Source organism: Gilvibacter sediminis (genome assembly GCF_028561565.1).
GTDB lineage: Bacteria > Bacteroidota > Bacteroidia > Flavobacteriales > Flavobacteriaceae > Gilvibacter > Gilvibacter sediminis.
In genome coordinates this window covers 557680-577554 of record NZ_JAQQTE010000004.1, presented here as the reverse complement: position 1 = coordinate 577554, position 19875 = coordinate 557680, and the positions used below count along the sequence as shown (strand labels likewise).

The 19875-nt window shown below is 43.5% G+C and carries 17 protein-coding genes and 1 pseudogene; 7 read left to right on the top strand and 11 right to left on the bottom strand.

Annotated elements, in window-relative coordinates:
* Positions 1 to 10 precede the first annotated feature (10 nt).
* From POW22_RS09935 to POW22_RS09915, 5 genes are all read left to right on the top strand, one after another.
* Complete coding sequence (locus POW22_RS09935; protein WP_336407713.1) at positions 11 to 499, top strand: 3-hydroxyacyl-ACP dehydratase FabZ family protein; 489 nt, start codon at positions 11 to 13, stop codon at positions 497 to 499.
* Positions 500 to 505: 6 nt separating this feature from the next.
* Entirely contained in the window at positions 506 to 1711 is a 1206-nt protein-coding gene (locus POW22_RS09930; RefSeq protein WP_272832516.1) for a class I SAM-dependent rRNA methyltransferase, read from the top strand.
* 51 nt (positions 1712 to 1762) lie between these two features.
* The gene (locus POW22_RS09925; RefSeq protein ID WP_272832515.1) at positions 1763 to 2437 is read left to right on the top strand and encodes a DUF2461 domain-containing protein; all 675 of its coding nucleotides are present in this window, start codon (positions 1763 to 1765) and stop codon (positions 2435 to 2437) included.
* A 105-nt stretch (positions 2438 to 2542) separates the two neighbouring features.
* The gene (locus POW22_RS09920; protein ID WP_272832514.1) at positions 2543 to 3205 is read left to right on the top strand and encodes a hypothetical protein; all 663 of its coding nucleotides are present in this window, start codon (positions 2543 to 2545) and stop codon (positions 3203 to 3205) included.
* Positions 3198 to 3929: a DUF3307 domain-containing protein gene (locus POW22_RS09915; RefSeq protein WP_272832513.1), complete on the top strand. Its 732-nt coding sequence runs from the start codon at positions 3198 to 3200 to the stop codon at positions 3927 to 3929. The genes POW22_RS09920 and POW22_RS09915 overlap by 8 nt, the downstream gene beginning before the upstream one ends.
* On the opposite strand, the gene POW22_RS09910 is transcribed toward POW22_RS09915, so the two are convergent.
* The 3 genes from POW22_RS09910 to POW22_RS09900 form a co-directional block, all read right to left on the bottom strand.
* Positions 3906 to 4313, bottom strand: a complete 408-nt coding sequence (locus POW22_RS09910; RefSeq protein ID WP_272832512.1) for a glyoxalase — start codon at positions 4311 to 4313, stop codon at positions 3906 to 3908. The two genes, POW22_RS09915 and POW22_RS09910, sit on opposite strands and share 24 nt — an antisense overlap.
* Positions 4314 to 4443: 130 nt before the next feature.
* Positions 4444 to 7521 carry a WD40/YVTN/BNR-like repeat-containing protein gene (locus POW22_RS09905; protein WP_272832511.1) on the bottom strand — a complete coding sequence of 1026 codons (3078 nt, stop codon included), beginning with the start codon at positions 7519 to 7521 and terminating at the stop codon, positions 4444 to 4446.
* Positions 7522 to 7637: 116 nt separating this feature from the next.
* Positions 7638 to 8396, bottom strand: a complete 759-nt coding sequence (locus POW22_RS09900) for an outer membrane lipoprotein-sorting protein (RefSeq protein ID WP_272832510.1) — start codon at positions 8394 to 8396, stop codon at positions 7638 to 7640.
* A gap of 130 nt (positions 8397 to 8526) precedes the next feature.
* Here POW22_RS09900 and POW22_RS09895 point away from each other — a divergent pair, with 130 nt between their 5' ends.
* Positions 8527 to 8925, top strand: coding sequence for an acyl-CoA thioesterase (locus POW22_RS09895; RefSeq protein ID WP_272832509.1), 399 nt, complete (start codon positions 8527 to 8529; stop codon positions 8923 to 8925).
* Here the strand turns inward: POW22_RS09895 and POW22_RS09890 are convergent.
* Both POW22_RS09890 and POW22_RS09885 read right to left on the bottom strand, forming a co-directional pair.
* Complete coding sequence (locus POW22_RS09890) at positions 8922 to 10178, bottom strand: mechanosensitive ion channel family protein (protein WP_272832508.1); 1257 nt, start codon at positions 10176 to 10178, stop codon at positions 8922 to 8924. The two genes, POW22_RS09895 and POW22_RS09890, sit on opposite strands and share 4 nt — an antisense overlap.
* The gene (locus POW22_RS09885) at positions 10178 to 10462 is read right to left on the bottom strand and encodes a DUF3817 domain-containing protein (RefSeq protein ID WP_272832507.1); all 285 of its coding nucleotides are present in this window, start codon (positions 10460 to 10462) and stop codon (positions 10178 to 10180) included. Before POW22_RS09885 ends, POW22_RS09890 begins: the two co-directional genes overlap by 1 nt.
* Positions 10463 to 10617: 155 nt before the next feature.
* Here POW22_RS09885 and POW22_RS09880 point away from each other — a divergent pair, with 155 nt between their 5' ends.
* Complete coding sequence (locus POW22_RS09880; protein ID WP_272832506.1) at positions 10618 to 13449, top strand: M16 family metallopeptidase; 2832 nt, start codon at positions 10618 to 10620, stop codon at positions 13447 to 13449.
* Positions 13450 to 13457: 8 nt separating this feature from the next.
* On the opposite strand, the gene POW22_RS09875 is transcribed toward POW22_RS09880, so the two are convergent.
* From POW22_RS09875 to gndA, 6 genes and pseudogenes are all read right to left on the bottom strand, one after another.
* Complete coding sequence (locus POW22_RS09875; RefSeq protein WP_272832505.1) at positions 13458 to 14069, bottom strand: M15 family metallopeptidase; 612 nt, start codon at positions 14067 to 14069, stop codon at positions 13458 to 13460.
* A gap of 34 nt (positions 14070 to 14103) precedes the next feature.
* Positions 14104 to 14532: a hypothetical protein gene (locus tag POW22_RS09870; RefSeq protein WP_272832504.1), complete on the bottom strand. Its 429-nt coding sequence runs from the start codon at positions 14530 to 14532 to the stop codon at positions 14104 to 14106.
* A 153-nt stretch (positions 14533 to 14685) separates the two neighbouring features.
* A pseudogene (locus POW22_RS09865) lies at positions 14686 to 15909 on the bottom strand (dipeptidase); the annotation flags it as partial.
* Positions 15910 to 16041: 132 nt separating this feature from the next.
* A complete protein-coding gene (locus tag POW22_RS09860) occupies positions 16042 to 16596 on the bottom strand; it encodes an ExbD/TolR family protein (RefSeq protein ID WP_272832501.1) in 555 nt (184 codons plus the stop codon).
* Positions 16597 to 16657: 61 nt separating this feature from the next.
* Positions 16658 to 18001: a GntP family permease gene (locus POW22_RS09855; protein ID WP_272832500.1), complete on the bottom strand. Its 1344-nt coding sequence runs from the start codon at positions 17999 to 18001 to the stop codon at positions 16658 to 16660.
* Positions 17998 to 19875, bottom strand: coding sequence for an NADP-dependent phosphogluconate dehydrogenase (gndA, locus tag POW22_RS09850; RefSeq protein ID WP_272832499.1), 1878 nt, complete (start codon positions 19873 to 19875; stop codon positions 17998 to 18000). The genes POW22_RS09855 and gndA overlap by 4 nt, the downstream gene beginning before the upstream one ends.

Below are 19875 nucleotides of genomic sequence, written 5' to 3'. Positions count from 1 at the left end.
AGAACAAGCTATGGCAATGACTCCTGCTGAGATCCAAGAATGTTTACCCTACAGCCATCCTTTTTTGTTTGTAGACAAACTGCTCAGCGTAGACGAGAAGGGCGCTTCTGGGCATTATACCTTTCCAGAGGACTCCTATTTCTATCAAGGGCATTTTCCAGAATTCCCAATTACCCCAGGAGTAATTCTCACAGAATGTATGGCGCAGATTGGGGTGGTCGCTTTTGGGATATACCTCTATAATTTGGATCATCCTGGAGCGCGCATCCGTATGGTGAACCCAGAGCCTATTGACGTGAGTATTGCATTGGCTGATACTTATATTGACTTTAAAACTCCAGTGTTTCCGGGGGATAAGGTGAGTGTTCAATCCACATTGGTTTATTACAGATTCAATAAACTAAAATGTGAGGTAATCATGCACAAAGAAGATGGAAAGATCGCTTGTAAAGGAACCATCAGTGGGGTGATCTTCCCGTACTCCAAGATGAAATCATAAAGCCTTATGTCTGAGGCCGATTTCAAATCCAGACGAATAGCCGTCAAACTCAATAAAGCCGGACAGCGAAGTGTAAAGCAAGGCCATCCGTGGATCTTTCAAGATGCGATTGTTAAGGCAAGTCCAGAGCCCGTCACGGGCGATCTGGCGGTAATCTATGACAATCATACGGACAAACTTATAGGGTTGGGATATTTCGATATGGAGTCATCCATTAGAATCAAATTGTTGCACAGCGGGAAGGGAGCTGATATTGATCAAGATTTCTTCAAGACCAGAATTGCAGCCGCTTACGGCTCGCGCATTCCACTTTTGGAACAAAAAACCAACGGTTACCGTTTGATCTTTGGGGAGAACGATGGCCTGCCGGGTCTTATCATTGATGTTTATGCGGGGGTTGCAGTGATCAAATTATACAGCGGAATTTGGCTCCAGCACCTTAAATGGTTGCCTGAGTTTCTGGTTGAGTTGATCGGGGCAGAAGTTGTGGTTCTGCGTTTGAGTAGAAACATGCAGCGTGCTTTAAAGTCCTTTACCGATGGCGAGCTATTACATGGTGCGTTGAACAATGCTGATGTGATCTTTAAGGAACACGGCTTGAACTTTTACGCCAATGTGATCAAAGGCCATAAGACCGGTTACTTCTTGGATCACAGGCACAATAGGAAGCAAGTAGGCTCCTTGGCTGGTGGTAAAACAGTATTAGATGTTTTCGCTTATGCAGGAGGTTTTTCCGTTCACGCTTTAGCTGGTGGGGCAAAGGAGGTAACTTCTGTAGACCTTAGCGCGCAAGCACTCGAACTGGCCAAAGCAAATGCAGCGGTAAACCCTCACCAAGGGAAACACCATTGCCTTGCCGGAGATGCCTTTGAGATCCTTCAGGCCTTGAAAGAGCAATACAAACAATTTGATATTGTGGTGATTGATCCTCCGGCATTTGCTAAAAAACAGGAAGAGATATCACGGGCCAAGAAAGCCTATTCACGATTGGTCAAACTAGGAGCTGACTTGGTCGCGCCTGGTGGTCTGTTGGTTATGGCCAGCTGTTCATCGCGGATTTCATCTCAGGCCTTCTTTGATCTGGTCGCAGACACCTTGGCTCAAAAAGAGGTCCGTTATAAGCTTTGGAAACAGACCACTCATGATCTGGATCATCCCATAGGCTTTGAGCAAGGAGCCTATCTCAAATGCGGTTACTACAAATTTAAGTAAGCGATAGCCTGCAGTTTTACGTATCTTTAGGGTTCTACAAGTTTTTCAGGTATGAATCGAGTTCCCAAGGAATGTTTTGACTTTTTAAAAGCGCTCAAACGCAATAATAACAAAGACTGGATGGATGCCAATCGCGCGCAATACAAGCGTAATGAGGCAGCCTTAAAAGCCTTTTACCAAGACATTACTGACGGTCTTAACGCCAACGATGTCATTGAACGTACTAAGGTGTTTCGCATCAATAGAGATATTAGATTCAGTAAGGACAAGACGCCTTATAATGTGCATCGCTCAGTGAGCTTTAGTCGAGAAGGAGCGCATCGTCGCGGGGGTTATTATCTGCGGATAGAGCCCGGAGCGTCTGCCATGGCTGGAGGTTTCTGGGGTCCAGAACCTGCAGATCTATTGCGAATTCGCAAGGAATTTGAATTTGATGCGGAGCCGATCCGTAAAATACTAGCCGAACCTAAGTTCAAGGAGGCCTTTGGTGGTTTAAATACCGAATATCAAGTAAAAACAGCGCCAAAAGGTTTTAGCAAGGACCATCGGAACATCGACCTAATTAAGAACAAAGCCTTTTTTGTAATGCATCCTTTCACTGACAAAGAGGTTTTAGCTCCTGACTTTGGCGAGAAAGTGCTTTATCATTTTGAACTTTTACGCCCGTATTTTGATTATATGAGTGAGGTTTTGACCACAGACCTTAACGGAGAATCTCTGTTATAAGTCAAAAGGCTTATAACGATAAATTATAAGTCAAATAGCTTATATTTAAAAATTATAAGTACTTTAGCTTATAAATAGGGCAGCTGCTCTGCAAATTTTGAAAGGATGATAGCCGTTATCACAGCAGATTTAATCGATTCTACCAAGTATAACAAAAAGACCTTGGCGTTTATCTTAGAAGAACTCCAAAAGGAATTTAAAGTCTTGGAGAAGGATTACCCCGCACAAGTTCACTTTGATATGTTTAGAGGAGATAGTTTTCAAGGGGTAGTGAAGAGTCCGCAGCACGCTTTGCGCATTGCTTTGCGCCTTAAAGCCACAGTGACCAAAGCGCAATTGGATCCCATGATCTCAAAGGCTGTGATCCCTGTTGGAGATGTGAGAATGGCTATTGGTGTTGGGACTGGAGATTTTCCAGAAACGCAAACCCATACGGCTAACGGTGAAGCCTATCAACTTTCCGGACGCTTATTAGACGGCATGAAATCTTTGGGTAGAAAAACTCAGTTTGTCTGTGGTAATACAGGCGTCAATGAAGAATTTGACACCACTTTTGCCTTTTTAGACAATGTTACGGACAGATGGTCCGTTGCCTCATCAGAAGTGATCTACTATTTGCTTAAAGGGTTTAAAGAGCAAGAGATCGCCGATACTTTGGAGCGCAGTCAAGCTGCGATAAACTTGCGTAAAAAAGCGGCATCTTGGCAAGAAATACAAGGCCTTTTAAAACGTTTTGAAAGTGTAATCAATACTTTGGACCATGAATGAGTCGGTTCTAATTGGAGTACAGTTGCTGTTGGCGCACATCTTGACGGATTTTGTGTTTCAAACCAAAGCAACTGTGGCTCATAAGCAAGCTAAAAAGGCCAGATCTTGGTTTTTGTATTTCCACGCCTTGCTCGCGGGTATATTGACCTATCTTTTGCTGCAACAATGGACCAATTTCTTGGTGCCGATAGTGGTTACGATCACGCACTTCTTTATTGACCTCTGGAAACTCAATAAAAAACAGGATAATTTGAAAGTATTTCTGCTGGATCAAGCGCTGCATTTACTGGTGTTGGTAGGCGCTTGGTGGTATTTAAATCCCGCTGCTACATCATTTTCAGAATTACTAACCGAATTGAGCACAAACACTTCCTTTTTGGTAGTATTGGCGGCTTATTTGATCGTTATTTTCCCAGTGGGATTCATCATTGGTAAGGCTACTAAACGTTGGCAAGAAGAAATTGCAGCAGATGAAGCATTGAACAGCCTGGAAAGTGCAGGTAGGGTCATTGGTATCTTTGAACGCATACTCATCTTAACCCTCATCCTTACGGACAACTTCGGTGCTATTGGCTTTTTGATAGGTGCCAAATCTATTTTGCGCTTTGGAGATTCCAAATCAGGAAATACCAGAAAGCAAACCGAATACGTGCTTATCGGTACGCTGATGAGTTTTGCCTTAAGTATAATTGTGGGCAGTTTAGTACGCGTACTGGTATTCTAAGACCTGTAATTGACTTTTCAAGCGCTCCTTGACTATGTTCATCATACGCTTGTTCAGTGCGCTGGAATGTAAGGTATACAGTCTATATTCCTCTATGGTGAACTGCCCAATGATCATGCCCTTTAGCGCGTTTCTGAACTTCATGTCCTTGTGGATCGCATTCTCGATGTAATCCATGCGCTTTTCTACAGAGAGTTCGTAAAACACGTTCTTGTGTTTGCGAACATAGTTGCGAAACATATCTAAGAGTAGATCGTTTTGAAGCTTTGCAATAGGGCGGAGGGTGCTGTTTTGAAAATACTCTTCGGCGCTCATTGAATCCAGAATTCTGGCCGAGGGGATCTGAGGTCTGAGGGCTAGCAATTGCTCGTCTCTATCATCCATAACAGAAAGGTTTTAATAAAGTTACGATAAGAATTTTCTTTCTTTGGGTCAATGGAGTTCAGTTATGAACAGTTTAATCAACAAAAAAAGGGCTCCCGAAGAAGCCCTTAATGTATTGGTAATCTGAGCCTTAGTTTCCTAAGAACTCTTCTTTACTTTTTAGTGTTACCTCAGGGAGGTCATTCTTAGCTAGGAAGCTATTGAACTTCTTGCCTTCCTTGTCCATAATGGCAGTCAAGCGTCCAAGGGCTTCTTGATATTCTGTATTGATCAGCTCAAAGCTGGCCAGATCAGAAGCGCTAACTCCGTCAAAATTCGTAGCAACATTGCTGTAAAGCTCCGTCATCTTCTCACGAAGCTCAGGCTCTGCAGAAGCTACATAGTTATCACCGGTAGTTACAACCATATCCTTCATCAAGGCCGTAAGGGCATCGTGAAGTTTCTGAGCAGTCTTCTTTGCCTTCGGATTGGATTCCATCACGCTTTCTGCATAGTCCATGGTCTCATTCATGGTATAAACCACATAAGCCATGTCCTCAACCATGTCGTATAACGTCTTGGTCATTTCCTCTTGTTGCTTGCGCTCATCTAGGGTTGTCAATGAATTTGGATCGTATTTAAGCTCGATCACAGACTCATACACATCGTTCTTCTTGGTCAATACAACTTTGTACTTTCCAGCAGGAACACGCGGCGAAGTAAATCCACCAAAACTCAAAGTCTTGGCTTCGGCAACCTTTGGCTGCGCAGAAGTATAGTTCCAATAAACCACATTGATTCCTTTTGACTTACCTGGTCCAAGCGTTGAGATCACGTTTCCGTCCATATCCTGAACTTCCATGGTCATCTTTCCAAAAGTGTGACGCTTTTTCAAGTAGTAAACAATGCGCGCTGAAGTAGGTGAGTTTTGCCCAACAAATTGAGTTTCTCCACCAAAGCTTCCGCTAAATCCGCTTTCCTCAACCATGATGGTTGGCTCAGAAGCGAAGAAGTGTACGTCTTTGTTCAGTACTTCTTGACTCAATTCGCGCAGTGGAGAAATATCATCAATGATGATAACTCCACGCCCATGAGTTCCCATAACCAAGTCATTGGTCTGCTTCTGCATATCAATGAAGTGTACGGCAACTGGAGGCATATTGTTAGTAAACTGAGACCAGTTCTTTCCACCGTCAATAGTAACATAAAGTCCAAACTCAGTTCCAAGGAACAATAGGTTCTCACTTTCGTAATCTTCTTGGATGTTACGCACAAAACCAACTACATCATCAGAAATTATGTTGGTCCAAGTCTTTCCGTAATCTGTGGTCTTTAAGGCGTAGGCATTCATGTCACCCGTAGTGTGACCGTCAAAAACCGCATATGCAGTTCCTTCTCCGTGTACACTAGCTTCGATGTGATAAACCCAAGTGTTAGCAGGAATACCCACTAAATTAGGAGTTACGTTTTCCCAGTTCTTTCCACCGTCACGAGTAACTTGTACGTTTCCGTCATCAGTACCTACCCAAAGCACCTTTTCATTTAAAGGAGATTCGGCAATGGTAAAGATCGTAGTGTGGTTCTCGGCTCCAGAGTTATCAATGGATAATCCTCCAGATTGAGACTGATCTTGCTTAGCAGGATCGTTGGTAGTCAAGTCCGGAGAAATGATCTCCCAAGTGTCTCCCATATCCTCAGACTTATGCACAAACTGGCTTCCCATATAGAAACGGTCCGGTTGGTGTGCACTTACCGCCATTGGAGCATTCCAGTTGAAACGCAAATCAGGATCTCCCTTTTTAGGACGAGGCTGTACCGTACGTGTACGGTTCTTATCTACGTCATAGCGCCAAACGTTCTCAGCCCCTTGCATCTCCGAGTAGATGATGTTCTTAGTAGGGTGCTTCAATACGCGGAAACCGTCTCCAGCTCCAACAGAGTTCCAGTCGCGGGCGTTCACTCCTCCTGGAGAAGAGTTAGGTCCCCACCAAGATCCGTTGTCTTGCAATCCACCGTATACATTATAAGGTTCTGCGTCATCAACACTGATCTGATAGAATTGAGAAAGCGGTAAATTCTCTACGATCTCAAAAGTAGTTCCTCCATTCCAAGAGCGGTAAACACCACCATCAGTTCCGGAGTACATAATATCACTATCGTTAATATGGAAGATCACATCGTGGATATCACTGTGCATATTTCCTAAAGACTTGAAGGTCTTTCCACCATCACGGCTGATAGAACCACTCAAGCCGCCCTTTACAACCACATCTGGGTTGCGCGGGTCAATCGTAATTCTTGAGAAGTAGAATGGGCGTACAGTCAGTCCAAAATCATTGTTTAAGTGTTCCCAGTTCGCTCCAGCGTCTGTTGACTTCCACAAACCGTTCTTGGATTTGTCTTCCGTCTCCAATACTGCGTAAAGGATGCTGTTGTCACTTGGTGCTACGGCTACAGCGATACGTCCAAGATCTCCAGCAGGGAAACCGTTGTGAATTTTGTTCCAAGTAGCTCCGGCATCTGTAGACTTGTACAAAGCGCTGTTGGCTCCACCAGAACTGAATCCCCATCCAGAACGTCTAAACTCCCACATAGAGGCATAAAGAACATTAGGATTCTCAGGATCCATAATAACATCTGCAGCACCTGTGGTTTGATCTACATAAAGGATCTTGTCCCAAGTTTTACCGCCGTTTGTGGTCTTGTACACACCACGCTCGTCGCTGTCGCTCCATAGTGCGCCCAAAACACCAACATATACAATATCTGTATTCTCTGGGTTGATTACGATGGAAGCAATGCGTTCTGATTTTTCAAAACCGATCTTATCCCAGTTGGTTCCGCCGTCTGTAGATTTATAAAGTCCATCTCCAACAGATACAGAGTTACGGGTCCAGATTTCACCGGTTCCTACCCAGATCACTTGATCTGGATTCTTCGGGTCTACGGCAACACTACCAATAGACTGTGCGTGTTCGTCAAAAATAGGAGAGAAGGTTGCAGCTCCGTCTGACGATTTCCAAACCCCACCACCAGCAGTACCTGCATAGATGATTCGTGGGTCAGTTGGGTGGGCTTCCATATCAATGATTCGTCCACTCATAAGAGCGGGACCGATATGACGCGCACGCATGTCGCCAAAGAGTTCCTTACCTTTCAAAGCAATGTCTTGCGCCTGGACAGCTGGCATACATAGCAAAGCGCCCAATGCAAAGAGAATTCTTTTCATTTGTGTTGTGATTATTGGTTAGCAAAAAAGCTGTTTAAACGCCTGTGCCGATAGCTTTTCCTGTGCACAATTAAGGGAAGAACTCCCTCACGCGTTTAAACAGCCTTGAAGTATTATTAGTCTTTGTCTTCTTCGCCGTCTGCATCACCAGGGAATACAAACATTGAATCGTCAAGGTCTGGGTTTAATTTGATGTCTTTGATCATGATTGCTTGACCACCCATTCCCATATCAAATGGAAAGTAAAGTCCGTCAACCTCTTGATAATCACTCATCGTAGAAACAGACATTTGTCCTGCCATTGGTCCAGATGGGATCTCAACTTCTGACATGATTGGAACGAAGTTCTCTTTTTCAAAGTAGTAGAAGCTTACGTTAGGAACTTCTTTTCCATCTACCATGCGAGGCTTTTGCGTCAATTTGATCTTGTAACAGTCAGTTCCTTCTTTAACCTCTTCACCCAATAATTCTACGGTGAATCCTTTTTCCTTATAGTTTAGGAATGGAGAAGGGAAGTCTTCTGTCTGTAGCTTCATGTTTGCTGTAGTTTCAGCGTCAGCCTTTTCAGGTTGTTGAGTCATGAAGTTTGTTGACCATAGCGTCTCTCCATCGTAGGCTTGCTGAACGATCTCCTGTCCTTGGAAGTTGATCTTGAGCATCATTTTACCTTCTTTAGTCTGGATCATGGTTACAGGAATTTCCATTCCTTGAGCGTTTGCCATGGCAGTCATTTCTAGAGATTCTAGATTATTCCAGGCATCTGCACCGCCGGTATTCTCAAAATAATTGTTGAGAATTTCATCGACAGTTTGTGCCTGTGCGGGTACGGCCAATGCCATAACCAAAAGAATGCTTAGTGTTTTTAAGATTTTCATCGGATAATTTTTAATTTTTTTGATCACAAGTGTTAGACCCAAAAGGGCCAATTTTGTTACATTAAAGATACGGATTTCACAAATTTTAACAGCGGCAAAGCCTTATCTTTGCGGTAAACCCTTGAGCCTTATGCGATTTCATACCCGAAAGTGGATCAAGCCAGAAGACCTCAATCCCAACGGAACCCTATTTGGGGGGCGTTTATTAGAGTGGATTGATGAAGAAGCGGCCTTGTACACCATCATTCAGTTGGAGAACCCAAAAGTGGTCACCAAGTATATGTCAGAGATCAACTTTGTGAGCTCAGCCCAGCCTGGTGATATTGTTGAGATCGGTATTGAGGTGATTCACTTTGGACGAACCTCTTTGAGCCTTCATTGTGAGGTCCGCAATAAAATGACACGAGAAGTGATCATTACCATTGAGCAAATTGTCATGGTAAGTATGGGGCCTGATGGCAAACCGACTCCACACGGAAAAACTAAGGTAGAATATGTGGAAGATCGCTTGAACGATCTTACGGATTAATCCTTAATTGCCTTTAGATCGTGCCCGGAAGGGTATTCATAAAGTTCTAAGTCAAAGTATGGGACTGCAGCGATTAGGTGGTCAAAGATATCTGCCTGTATGTGTTCGTAGTTCACCCAATTCTTATCGTAACTAAAACAGTATACTTCTACAGGAATCCCTTGAGCGGTGGGTTGTAAATGACGCACCATTAGAAAAAGGTCTTTGTTAATGGCGTTGTTCTTATGCAAATAAGCGTCTATATACTTTCTGAATACGCCCAAATTGGTCTGCTGACGGCCGTTTATAATCAAGGAATTGTCATATCCGTGTTGCTCATTAAAATCGACGTGTGTCTTTTTGCGTTGCTGAATGTATGAGGTGATCAGCTGAATCTTCTCCAGATCCTTGAGGTCTTCATCGGTTAAATAACGCACAGAATTCTGTTTAATAAGCAGCGATCGTTTGATCCTTCTACCTTCTGAATTCTGCATTCCGCGCCAGTTTTGAAAGGAATCGGAGATCAGGGAATAGGTAGGAATAGTAGTATAGGTATTGTCAAAGTTTTGAACGCGAACCGTAGCCAGGTTGATCTCGGTCACATAACCATCGGCTCCGTATTTGTTAAAGGTGATCCAATCTCCAATGCGCACAATATCATTCACGGTAATTTGAATGCTGGCAATGAATCCCAAAATGGTGTCCTTAAAGATCAGGAGTAATAAAGCCGATACGGCTCCCAAACTGGTGAGGGTAATAAAACTCTCCCCAGACACCCGATAGGCAACGACCAGCATGGAAAAAACCCAAATGATGATCATCAATACTTGTACGTAGCTGTCTAGTGGTTTGTCTTTGAAAAGCGGTTTGGTCTTAAGATATTCTCGTAAAGAACGCAATACCGAACGGCAAATGAGCGCCGCCAAAATTACTGAGTAAACGTCTACGGCCATTAGACTGATGCCTCTCGCTACAGGCAGATCTTCAAATAAATGGCCAAGGGTGTAGCGCACAATAAGCACGGGAATCACATGAGCCACAAAGCGCGGAAAATTACTTTCCGACAGAAAATCATCAAAGCTGGTTTTGGTCTTGTCGCTAAAGATTCTAAAGACCGTTACAATGCTTTTGCGCAACAGGTAATCAGCTACAAAAAGCACTAACATTAAGGCAATGAGAACAATGGCAGCGTTGAGATAAACTGCCCATTGAGCGCTCATCCCTTGATCGATGAAAAGATCTCTAAACCAATGAAGCCAAGGTGTTTCCTGCATTATTTCAAATATTTGCGTTCCGCGTAAAAGGGTCCAAAGGGAAGCACCGAACAAAACATCACAATCAGTAAGGTTTTGAGCGACCAATTCAATTTTTCTCCCACATAGAAGGCCAGGATCAAATAGAGTACGAACAGTACGCCATGAGCCATGCCAATTACAGATACCGCTTGCGGCATATCCCAAATATATTTCAAAGGCATTGCAATTCCCAACAATAGTAGAAAGGAGATCGCTTCTAAAGTGCTAACCCAGCGAAAAATACGGATCAAGGACAGTGTCATACAATAATTTTTTGCAAAGATACTGGCCCGAGCATATTCCCGCTATTTTTTAGCATTATTTTTAAATTCTGATTGGCCAAAAGGTCTTATCTTGAAATCATCTTTTCCGATTCAAGGAATCAGCTGAATACCAAACATTAAAATTTTAACGATCAATGAGATATCGATTTCTTATGAGCCTATTGACGCTTGCGCTTATTACCAATGCCTGTAAAGAGTCTACGGACACTGAGGCAACCACCGAGTTCAGTCTCGACTATGAAAAATTTGTATTAGACAATGGCCTTGAGGTTATTCTGCATGTGGATAAAAGTGATCCTATTGTAGCTGTGGCTACCATGATGCACGTAGGGTCTAACAGAGAAAAACCAGGCCGTACAGGATTTGCTCACTTCTTTGAGCATATGTCCTTTAACGATTCTGAGAACGTTCCTGTGGGCGCTAACCGAAAGATGATCCCAGAATGGGGTGGAAGCAGAAATGGTGGTACTTGGAGTGACGGTACTGTATATTATGAAGTGGTTCCTAAAGATGCTTTTGAGAAGATTCTTTGGATCGATTCAGATCGATTTGGATACATGATCAATACGGTGACCGAGGCCGCTTTAGAGCGTGAAAAACAAGTGGTGAAAAACGAGAAGCGTCAGCGTGTAGACAATGCGCCTTATGGCTACACGGATGAGATCATCAGAAAAAACCTTTATCCAGAAGGGCATCCGTACAGCTGGACGGTGATCGGTTCTTTACCGGATCTGCAAGCAGCGACTTTAGCTGATGTAAAAGAGTTCTACAATGAATTTTACGGAGCTGCAAACGCCTCCTTGGTGATTGCTGGAGACATTGATATTGAAGAGACCAAGCAATTGGTTGAAAAGTGGTTTGGAGAAATACCAAGAGGTCCTGAGGTTAGTCCTATGGAGCCTATGCCAGTAACGCTTGCAGAGACTAAATCGCTTTACTTTAAAGACAACTTTGCCAAACTGCCGGAACTGCGTATGGTATTTCCAACAGTAGAGGACTACAATAAGGAAATGTACGCTTTAGATGTATTGGGGTCTTTATTGAGCGGAAGCAAAAAGTCTCCCTTGTACAAATCTGTAGTAGAAGAGGCTAAACTTGCGCCAAACGTAGGCAGCTATCAAAACAGTCAAGAATTGGCTGGAGAATTTGTAATTAGAGTTCGCGCTAATGAAGGCGTTGCTTTAGATGACGTTAAAGCTGCCATTGATACTGGTTTAGAGGATTTTGAGACCAACGGATTTACCGATAATGAATTACAACGCATCAAGGCGGAGTTAGAGACCCAATTGTACAATGGGGTATCTACAGTATTGAATAAAGCCTTTCAACTGGTTCAAGACAATGAGTTTGGTCAAGATCCTGGCTACATCAGCAAGCGTACCAAATACTACCAAGAGGTAGACCGTGCTGCGGTTATGGCCGCCTATGAAAAGTATATCAAAGGAAAGAATTATGTGATGACCAGTGTGGTTCCACAAAACAACCCGGAATTGGCTATTAGTGGAGCTACTGAGGCAGAGGTTTGGATTGAAGAGGTCACCGCAATGAGTGATAGTGAGCAGGTAGGTCAAGGAGAAGAGGCCGAATATGAGAAGACCCCTTCTAAATACGACCGTTCAGAGCCTGACTTTGGCGAAGCGCCTTTGTTTACCATGCCTACCGTTTGGGAAGGAGAATTGGCCAACGGTATGAAGACTTACGGCATTGAGAATAGCGAATTGCCACTGATCAACTTTACGATCACCATTCCTGGAGGGCATCGTATGGATCCTATGGATAAAGCTGGTTTAGCGTCCTTGACGGCAGACCTTATGAATGAAGGTACTGCTTTAAAGACGCCTGCGGAATTGGAGGAGGCTATTGGTCTTTTAGGGTCAAGTTTAGGAATCTATTCTGGTTTGGAAGAAACCGTGATCAGCGGAAACTGTTTGGCGCGTAACTTTGAGCAGACCATGGCTTTAGTTGAGGAGATGCTTTTACAGCCACGTTGGGATGAGGCGGAATTTGACCGTCTTACACAAGAACTCAAAACTGGGCTTAAAGGACGAGAGGCCAACCCAACGGCTATTGCTGCGATCAACTTCAACAAGCTCATTTACGGTCCTGACCATATCTACAGCATTCCGACTAACGGTACTTTAGAAACTGCAGATAATATCACTTTGGATGATGTCAAAGCTTATTATGAGCAATACATCAAGCCAGGCAATGCCTCGTTCCATGTGGTTGGTGATTTGACACAAACAGAAATTGAAGCCGCTTTGAGCGGATTGAGCGAGCGTTGGACAGGAAGCGCAAGTGCTGAGAGCCAATGGGCAGTGAATCCTGCGGGCACTCCGGGTACGCTTTACTTTATAGACGTACCGAATTCTAAGCAATCGGTATTGTATATTGGAAAGATGGCATTGTCCTCTGGAAATGAAGATGCGCCTAAATTGCGTTTTGCCAATGAGATATTGGGTGGAGGCTCAAGTGGGCGTTTGTTCCAAGTGCTTCGTATTGGCAAAGGCTATACTTATGGGGCTTATTCCAGAGTTCCGGGGCGCGCTGATATTGCTCCATTTACGATCAGTACCAGTGTACGTGCCAATGCTACATTACCTTCTTTAGAGATCATTCAAGAGATGGTGCGTGATTACGGGCCTGGATTTACAGAGGCCGATGTGGAGCTTACCAAGAATAAAGTGGTCAAGCAAAACACCAGAGCATTTGAGTCTTTTGGGGCTAAGCTGGGAATTTTACAAAGTATTTCCAAGTATGGTCTTTCTAAGGACTTTGTAGATCAAGAGCAAAAACTACTCATGGAAATGAGTTTAGACGATTTTAAAGAAGTCATTGGCCAATACATTCAAGAACCAGAGATGATCTATGTGGTTGTAGGTGATAAAGCCACGCAATTCTCAGAGGTTAAAAAGCTAGGCTTGGATGTGGTAGAACTCGATATATTCGGAAATCCTGTGAACTAAACGCTTGTTTACTCTTCGCAGGGCAGCGGCTGTTCGGAAATCGGATAGCCGCTGTTTTTTGTATAGCTAAAATGCCACCATTCGGTACGAATCCCTTTAAAACCGAATTTAGCCAAACCTTCCGACAATAATTTTCTGTTGGCCAAGATCTCTGGACTGTGCTCCATATAATCTATATGGGCTTCGCGGCCAAAGTAGTCGTAATCGGTTCCAAAATCTACGGGATCTCCATTGAAATCAACCAAAGTCAGATCTACCGCAGCGCCACGGTTGTGAATGGAGCCTCCGTCATAGGGATTGGCCACATAGGCGGGATTGGGCACTTTTTCCCAAAGTTTCTTTTGAACAGGATAGGGTCTATAGCAATCGTAGAGTTGAATGCAGTAGCCCAAGGACATGAAGTACTCGTTTGCCTCTTTCAAGGCCTGAGCTGCCTCAGGACGCAATAAACAGATTCCGCAGTCATAGACCGCCTCGCCGACAAAATTATTCTCTGTAGCATAGCGTATGTCGTAATAGAAGTGCGGTGAAATCGAATCCAAACGAATAAAATCATCTTGGTGATTGAAGGAAGATGCCACCATTAAAAGGGCCATTCCAAATAGAAGTCGATCAAACATGACTTCAAGGTACCAAAAAATGCGTTCTTAATCCTTAGGCGGTGATTCCTTCCGTAGCAATACTGTTTTGAGTCCGTGTCCAAGCAATTGCAAAATCTAAGCTCGTAAAGCGTTTGACGCGGCTTCTAATAAAGATCTTCTCTAAAATTATATTGGTAAGACCGATGGGTGTGTAGGCAACAATGCCTACCGTGTGAATGTTTTCACGTTCTCTAAAGAATTTAAGCCAATCCTGAGGCGCTAGAGCGTAATTATTGATACGGTTGGAGATATAGCCAATACTGGCGTCCTCGCCATAAAATTCGAGGGCGGTTTCAATGACGGGCTTAGCCTGTTCATAGGTAAAACTAACACCTTGTTTGATTTCACTGATGATGATGCGATCTAAGAAGTAAAAGGTTCCATAAGGAAACTGAACTTCTTTCAGGATCTGATCTTTGTAGGGGGAATTTTTCAGATACATAAGTTGGTGAGGTTAGTATTTGACAATCAATGTATTATATGATGATCAAACCTAACTCTAAATATTTTAGGATTCTTGCGTTATTCGTTTAACGGTTTAATGCAGTAGTTAATTGTTTGGTTTGTTTAGGTGAAAGGCTTAAGCATCAGCTTCTTCTGCTTGGATTTTAGCGGCAACAGCTTGAACTTCATCCAAAACACGCAGTAAGTTTCCGCTCCAAAGCTTTTCGATCTGCTCTTCTGTATAGCCGCGCTTTACGAGCTCTAAGGTTACATTAAAGGTTTCTGAAGCGTCATCCCAACCGGCAATTCCGCCACCACCATCAAAGTCGCTGCTAATGCCTACGTGATCAATGCCGATCTTCTCCACTAAATAATCGATATGATCTACAAAATCACCAACATCAACAGCAGGAGGGAGGTCGGTCATTTTAGCTAATTTCTGCTTTTGAATGGGCATCATAGTCATGTAAAAGTTGAAGTATTCACGGCGCTCTGCCATAGGTAAGGCCATTACTTCTTTGCGCTCCATCCAAGTTACTCCCATGGAATCAGCGATCTGTTTAGCGACCACGATCTCCGCTTCTTGGCGGGCTTCATACTTTTCTGTATTGAGATAGCTTTTAAATGCAACAGTTTGAACCACACCGCCATTTTCTTTAAGCCACATCAATTGCTCATCATCTAGGTTTCTAGAGTGATCGCAAAGTGCTCGGGCTGACGAGTGTGAGGCGATTATAGGAGCCTTTGTAAGTTCTATCATGTCTTTCATAGACTTCTTTGATGGATGCGAAACATCGATCATCATGCCCCATTTGTTCATTTCTGCAATGACTTCTTTCCCTAATTCAGAGACACCGTCGTGCAGCCAAACACCATCTTCTTCTCCGGTGTTGGAATCGCAAAGCTGACTGTGTCCGTTATGAGAGAGCGACATATAGCGGCCGCCTAGGTCATAGAATTTCTTGACATTGCTAATATCTTCTCCTACAGGATATCCGTTCTCAATACCGATCATGGCCACTTTTTTACCGCTGGCGCTGATTCGGCGTACATCCTCACTGGTATAGGCCATTTCAATTTCATTTGGTGCAATAGAATCGCAAAGCCTGTGAATGGCATTGAACTTGGCCATCGCGTTCTCATAAGCACGTGCATAACCGGCTGTGTTAAGCGAGTCTTGGCCCGTATATACAATAAACCACGCCACATCCAAGCCGCCTTCCTTCATTTTAGGAAGCGTGATCTGTGTTTGTAGATCCTGAGTATAATTGATGGAGTCCGTGAAATTACTAACGTTGATATCGCAGTGGGTGTCTAGAGTAATCACACGCTCATGGATATCCTTGGCCGAGGCCAATAATGCATCGTCACTCATGGTTTCATTGGTTTGTTTGCAGCCTACTGCCAATAACAGGCATAGACCCAGTAGGGAGAGATTTTTCACTTTTGGTCAGTTTATAAAAAAAGGCCGGAATGTCCGACCTTCTAAAAGTACAAATAATCTTGCTTACAAGCTGGATTCCATGATCTGAAATGGATAGGCTTCCTTTACTTCTTTGAGCTCCTGCGGATTGAGTTCGTTGAGTGGTTTGTCAAATTGTTGTACTGCATAACGTACCCGCAATTCAAAATAAGCAGCGGTGATCTCATCTTGAACAGCTACATAACTGTCATAGCTCGCATTTCTCATGGTTTCAATGCTTATCATGGCTTTTTGTGGATGATCTGAAGCCAATGGAAGGCCCGCTCCTAAACAGTAATCACAGGTATCTGAAGCGTTATTATCAATAAAGTCCAACAAGATAAATTTGAGGTTTGAAATATCTTCAACCATATCATTTACAAGGAGTTGATTATTTTCACCTAGAGCGATGGTTAATAAGTTGTTCTGCGCGATGAATACATTACATGGAGCACCATCGGCACAGGGTTTGGGGAGGTCTCTTGCTATTCCTTCTTCCACATTGATGGTGGTGCAGACTAGAAAGAAGATCAGCAGTAAAAAGGCAATATCGGCTACGCTACCGGCGTTTACATCCGGTCTGATTCTTGAATTTCGCATGAGAAAGCTTGTTTTAAGTTAACAAGTCTTTAACATACAAAGGTTATGCCACAATCCGATTCTAAACCAATAAGGATAAGATACTTACCAGAGTAAAACCAACCAAGGCTAGAATTACCGTCATGGTAGTAAAGCTTTTAAAGGTTTGCTGTTCGGTCATTCCGAGGTATTTACTCACCAGCCAGAATCCGCTATCGTTCACGTGAGAAAGAATAGTGGAACCAGCCGCAATCGCAATAACCAAAAGAGCCTTGTCCATTTCACCGTCAACCTGAGATAGGATGGGAGCGGTAACTCCTGCGGCCGTGATCATTGCCACAGTTGCAGAACCTTGTAAGATACGCACTAAGGCTGCTACAATAAAGGCAAACAGTAGAAGCGGTAAGCCTTGTTCTGCGAAGTAATTGGCCAGCATTTCACCAGCACCGGTGTTGATCAACATTTCCTTAAACACACCTCCAGCACCAGTAAGTAAAATGATGATTCCGGCAGGCTCCATGGACTTGGTGGTAATTTTTTGAAGGGTAGCTGCTGCCATTCCTCGCTTTAAACCTAAAAAGTACCAGGCGATCAAATTGGCCAAGATCAAGGCAAAGAAGGGATGTCCCACCATTTGCATCCAATTGCTGACACCCTCTGGAATACCCCAAGATTCACCCAAAGGACTATTGATCAGCGTGTTTAATACTATTAATACAATGGGAATTCCAATTATAGTTACAATCATACCCACAGAAGGCAATTGTGTTTCCTCAGCAGGAGGAAGGTCCGCCTCTGGAGCGTCCAAATGAATTTTACTAGCGATATACTTTCCAAAGATGGGGCCGCAAACTATGGCAGTAGGCAAGCCAACGATGAATCCAAAAAGGATCACCCAACCTAAATCGGCCTTTAGAATATCTGCTACAGCAACCGGGCCAGGAGTAGGAGGAATAAAGGTGTGTGTAATGGCAAGTCCGGCCAATAGCGGTATTCCGTATAGCAACAAAGACTTTTTAGTAGTGCGTTGAAGCGAATAGATCAATGGAACCAATATGATGAAAGCTACATCAAAAAAGACCGGGATCGCCACTAAAAATCCTGTAGCAGTAAGCGCCCATGAGGTTCGTTTTTCTCCTGCCTTACCAATGAGGTAACGCGCCAAAGCTCCGGCACCGCCAGAATGTTCTAATATGGCGCCGAACATAGCGCCCAATCCAACTACTAAAGCCACAAAGCCCAAGGTGTTGCCCATTCCGTCCTTCATGGTACTGATGATCTCTAATGGAGGCATACCTGCCAAAATCCCAACGAGTATACTCGCAATCAATAAAGCGATAAAGGCTTGAACTTTAAAACGCAGAATTAAGGCCAAAAGCACCGCTATTCCTGCAAATACGGCTAAAAGTAAGTTGTAATCTATCATGGTTTGGTCCAGTCGGTGTGAAAGTTTTCTGAAGGATGATGATCCTTTCGCTTATAGGTGTGCGCTCCAAAGAAATCTCTTTGGGCCTGAATAATATTGGCATTTGATTCGGCAGAACTAACGCCAAGGCCATATTGCCAAGCTGCATTGAACACAGGCATGTGTATATCGTTTTGCCAACCTAGATTCAGGGTGTATTTAAAATCCTGAAATAGCGCAATGTAACAGTTATAACTCCACAAATTTAAATGGTCAAAATCTGCAGCAATTTTTTCGGTAAGTAATTCTATCAATTGAGATTTTAAAATACAGCCGTTGGTCCAAATTCGCGTCACTTCACTTAAATCTAGATCCCAATTGCTAATTGTTCCCATAGTGTGAATGAACTGTAAACCCTGCAGATGATTCAGTATTCTCGCAGCTTGATATCCCTTTAAAATGCGCTCTAATTCTAGTTTGACACCTCTTGACGGCTTTCTGTGATTTTCTTGTATTTGAGGAAATTTATGCCAAATGGCTTGAGAATGATTTCTGGCGTTAACGGCAGCTGTAGAAATACTCATGTCTTGGCCATTCTCTAAGGCTGTTATAGACGTCCATGCCCCAGTGCCCTTAGCCCCAGCCATGGGTAAAATTTTATCAATCAAATAGGCATCACCCTCTTTTTTATTCATTATAGAGGGCATAAGACCTAAGAGATAACTGCTGTATTCCCCTTGGTCCCAATCATTAAAAATGGATCCAAATTCAGATCTTGGAATATCAGAAGCCAATAGCAGACTGTATACTTCCGCCAAAAGCTGCATCTCTGCATACTCAATACCGTTATGTACTGTTTTGACCAAATGTCCGCAACCGCCTTGACCTAAATAGCCCACACAGGGATTGCCTTTAGGGTCTTTGGCTGCAATCTTGTCTAAAATGGGTTGTAGTGCATTAAAAGCAACTTTAGAGCCGCCTGGCATCATAGCAGGACCTTCTAATGCGCCCTTCTCACCGCCAGAAACACCCATCCCTAGGTATTCTATGTCTCGCTCTATAAGTTCTTGAATGCGACGCTGTGTATCTGAAAAATGCGAATTCCCTCCATCAACGATACAATCACCAGGGCTTAAAAACGGCAAAAGCTCTTCCAATACCGCGTCTATGGCCTTTCCTGCAGGAACCATTAGTAGGATCTTTCTCGGCAGGCTCAGCTTAGCTGTAAATTCTTTCCAATCGGTATACCCGTAAAGCTTGGGGTCGGGATATTTTGTCAGCATTTTGGCAATGACCAGTTCTTCTCCCTCAGTAGCACGGTTAAAGACGGCTGTTCTTATACCCGCATTTACCGAATTACGGGCAAGGGATTGTCCCATAACTCCCATGCCTACGATTCCCCAATGGGCTGGTCCTTTAGTCTCGTATTTAGCGCGGATCATATGCACTAGAAATTCAACATCACTGTCTATATCAAGCGTCAAACCGCTTTCTAAAGGTTCTAAGGTGTCAAATTGCGACTGTAGCAGGGAAGCGGGCATAAAATGCGATCGCAGCTGCATACGAGCTTGAATCAATTCAAAATCTCCTGCTAAATGCGTCCAATGAACCTTTATCCCTTCTTCTAAGCTTTCACGGTAGGAAGCCTTTAAGGCAGAACAGGCCAGTACTACACCAGTGTCTTTGTGTTTTTTCAACTCCTGATTTAGGCTTTCCAGCCAGGGTTTACGGTCCTTGTCATTCAAGGCCTTTCCAGCTTGCATTTTATCAATATTGGCTTGCGGATGAAAATCGTCAGCATCCAAAAAAGGAAAACCTAATTGGTTGGCCAAGACCTTACCCACGGTAGTTTTTCCACTGCCGCTAACGCCCATGATTACGTAGATCAAACTCAA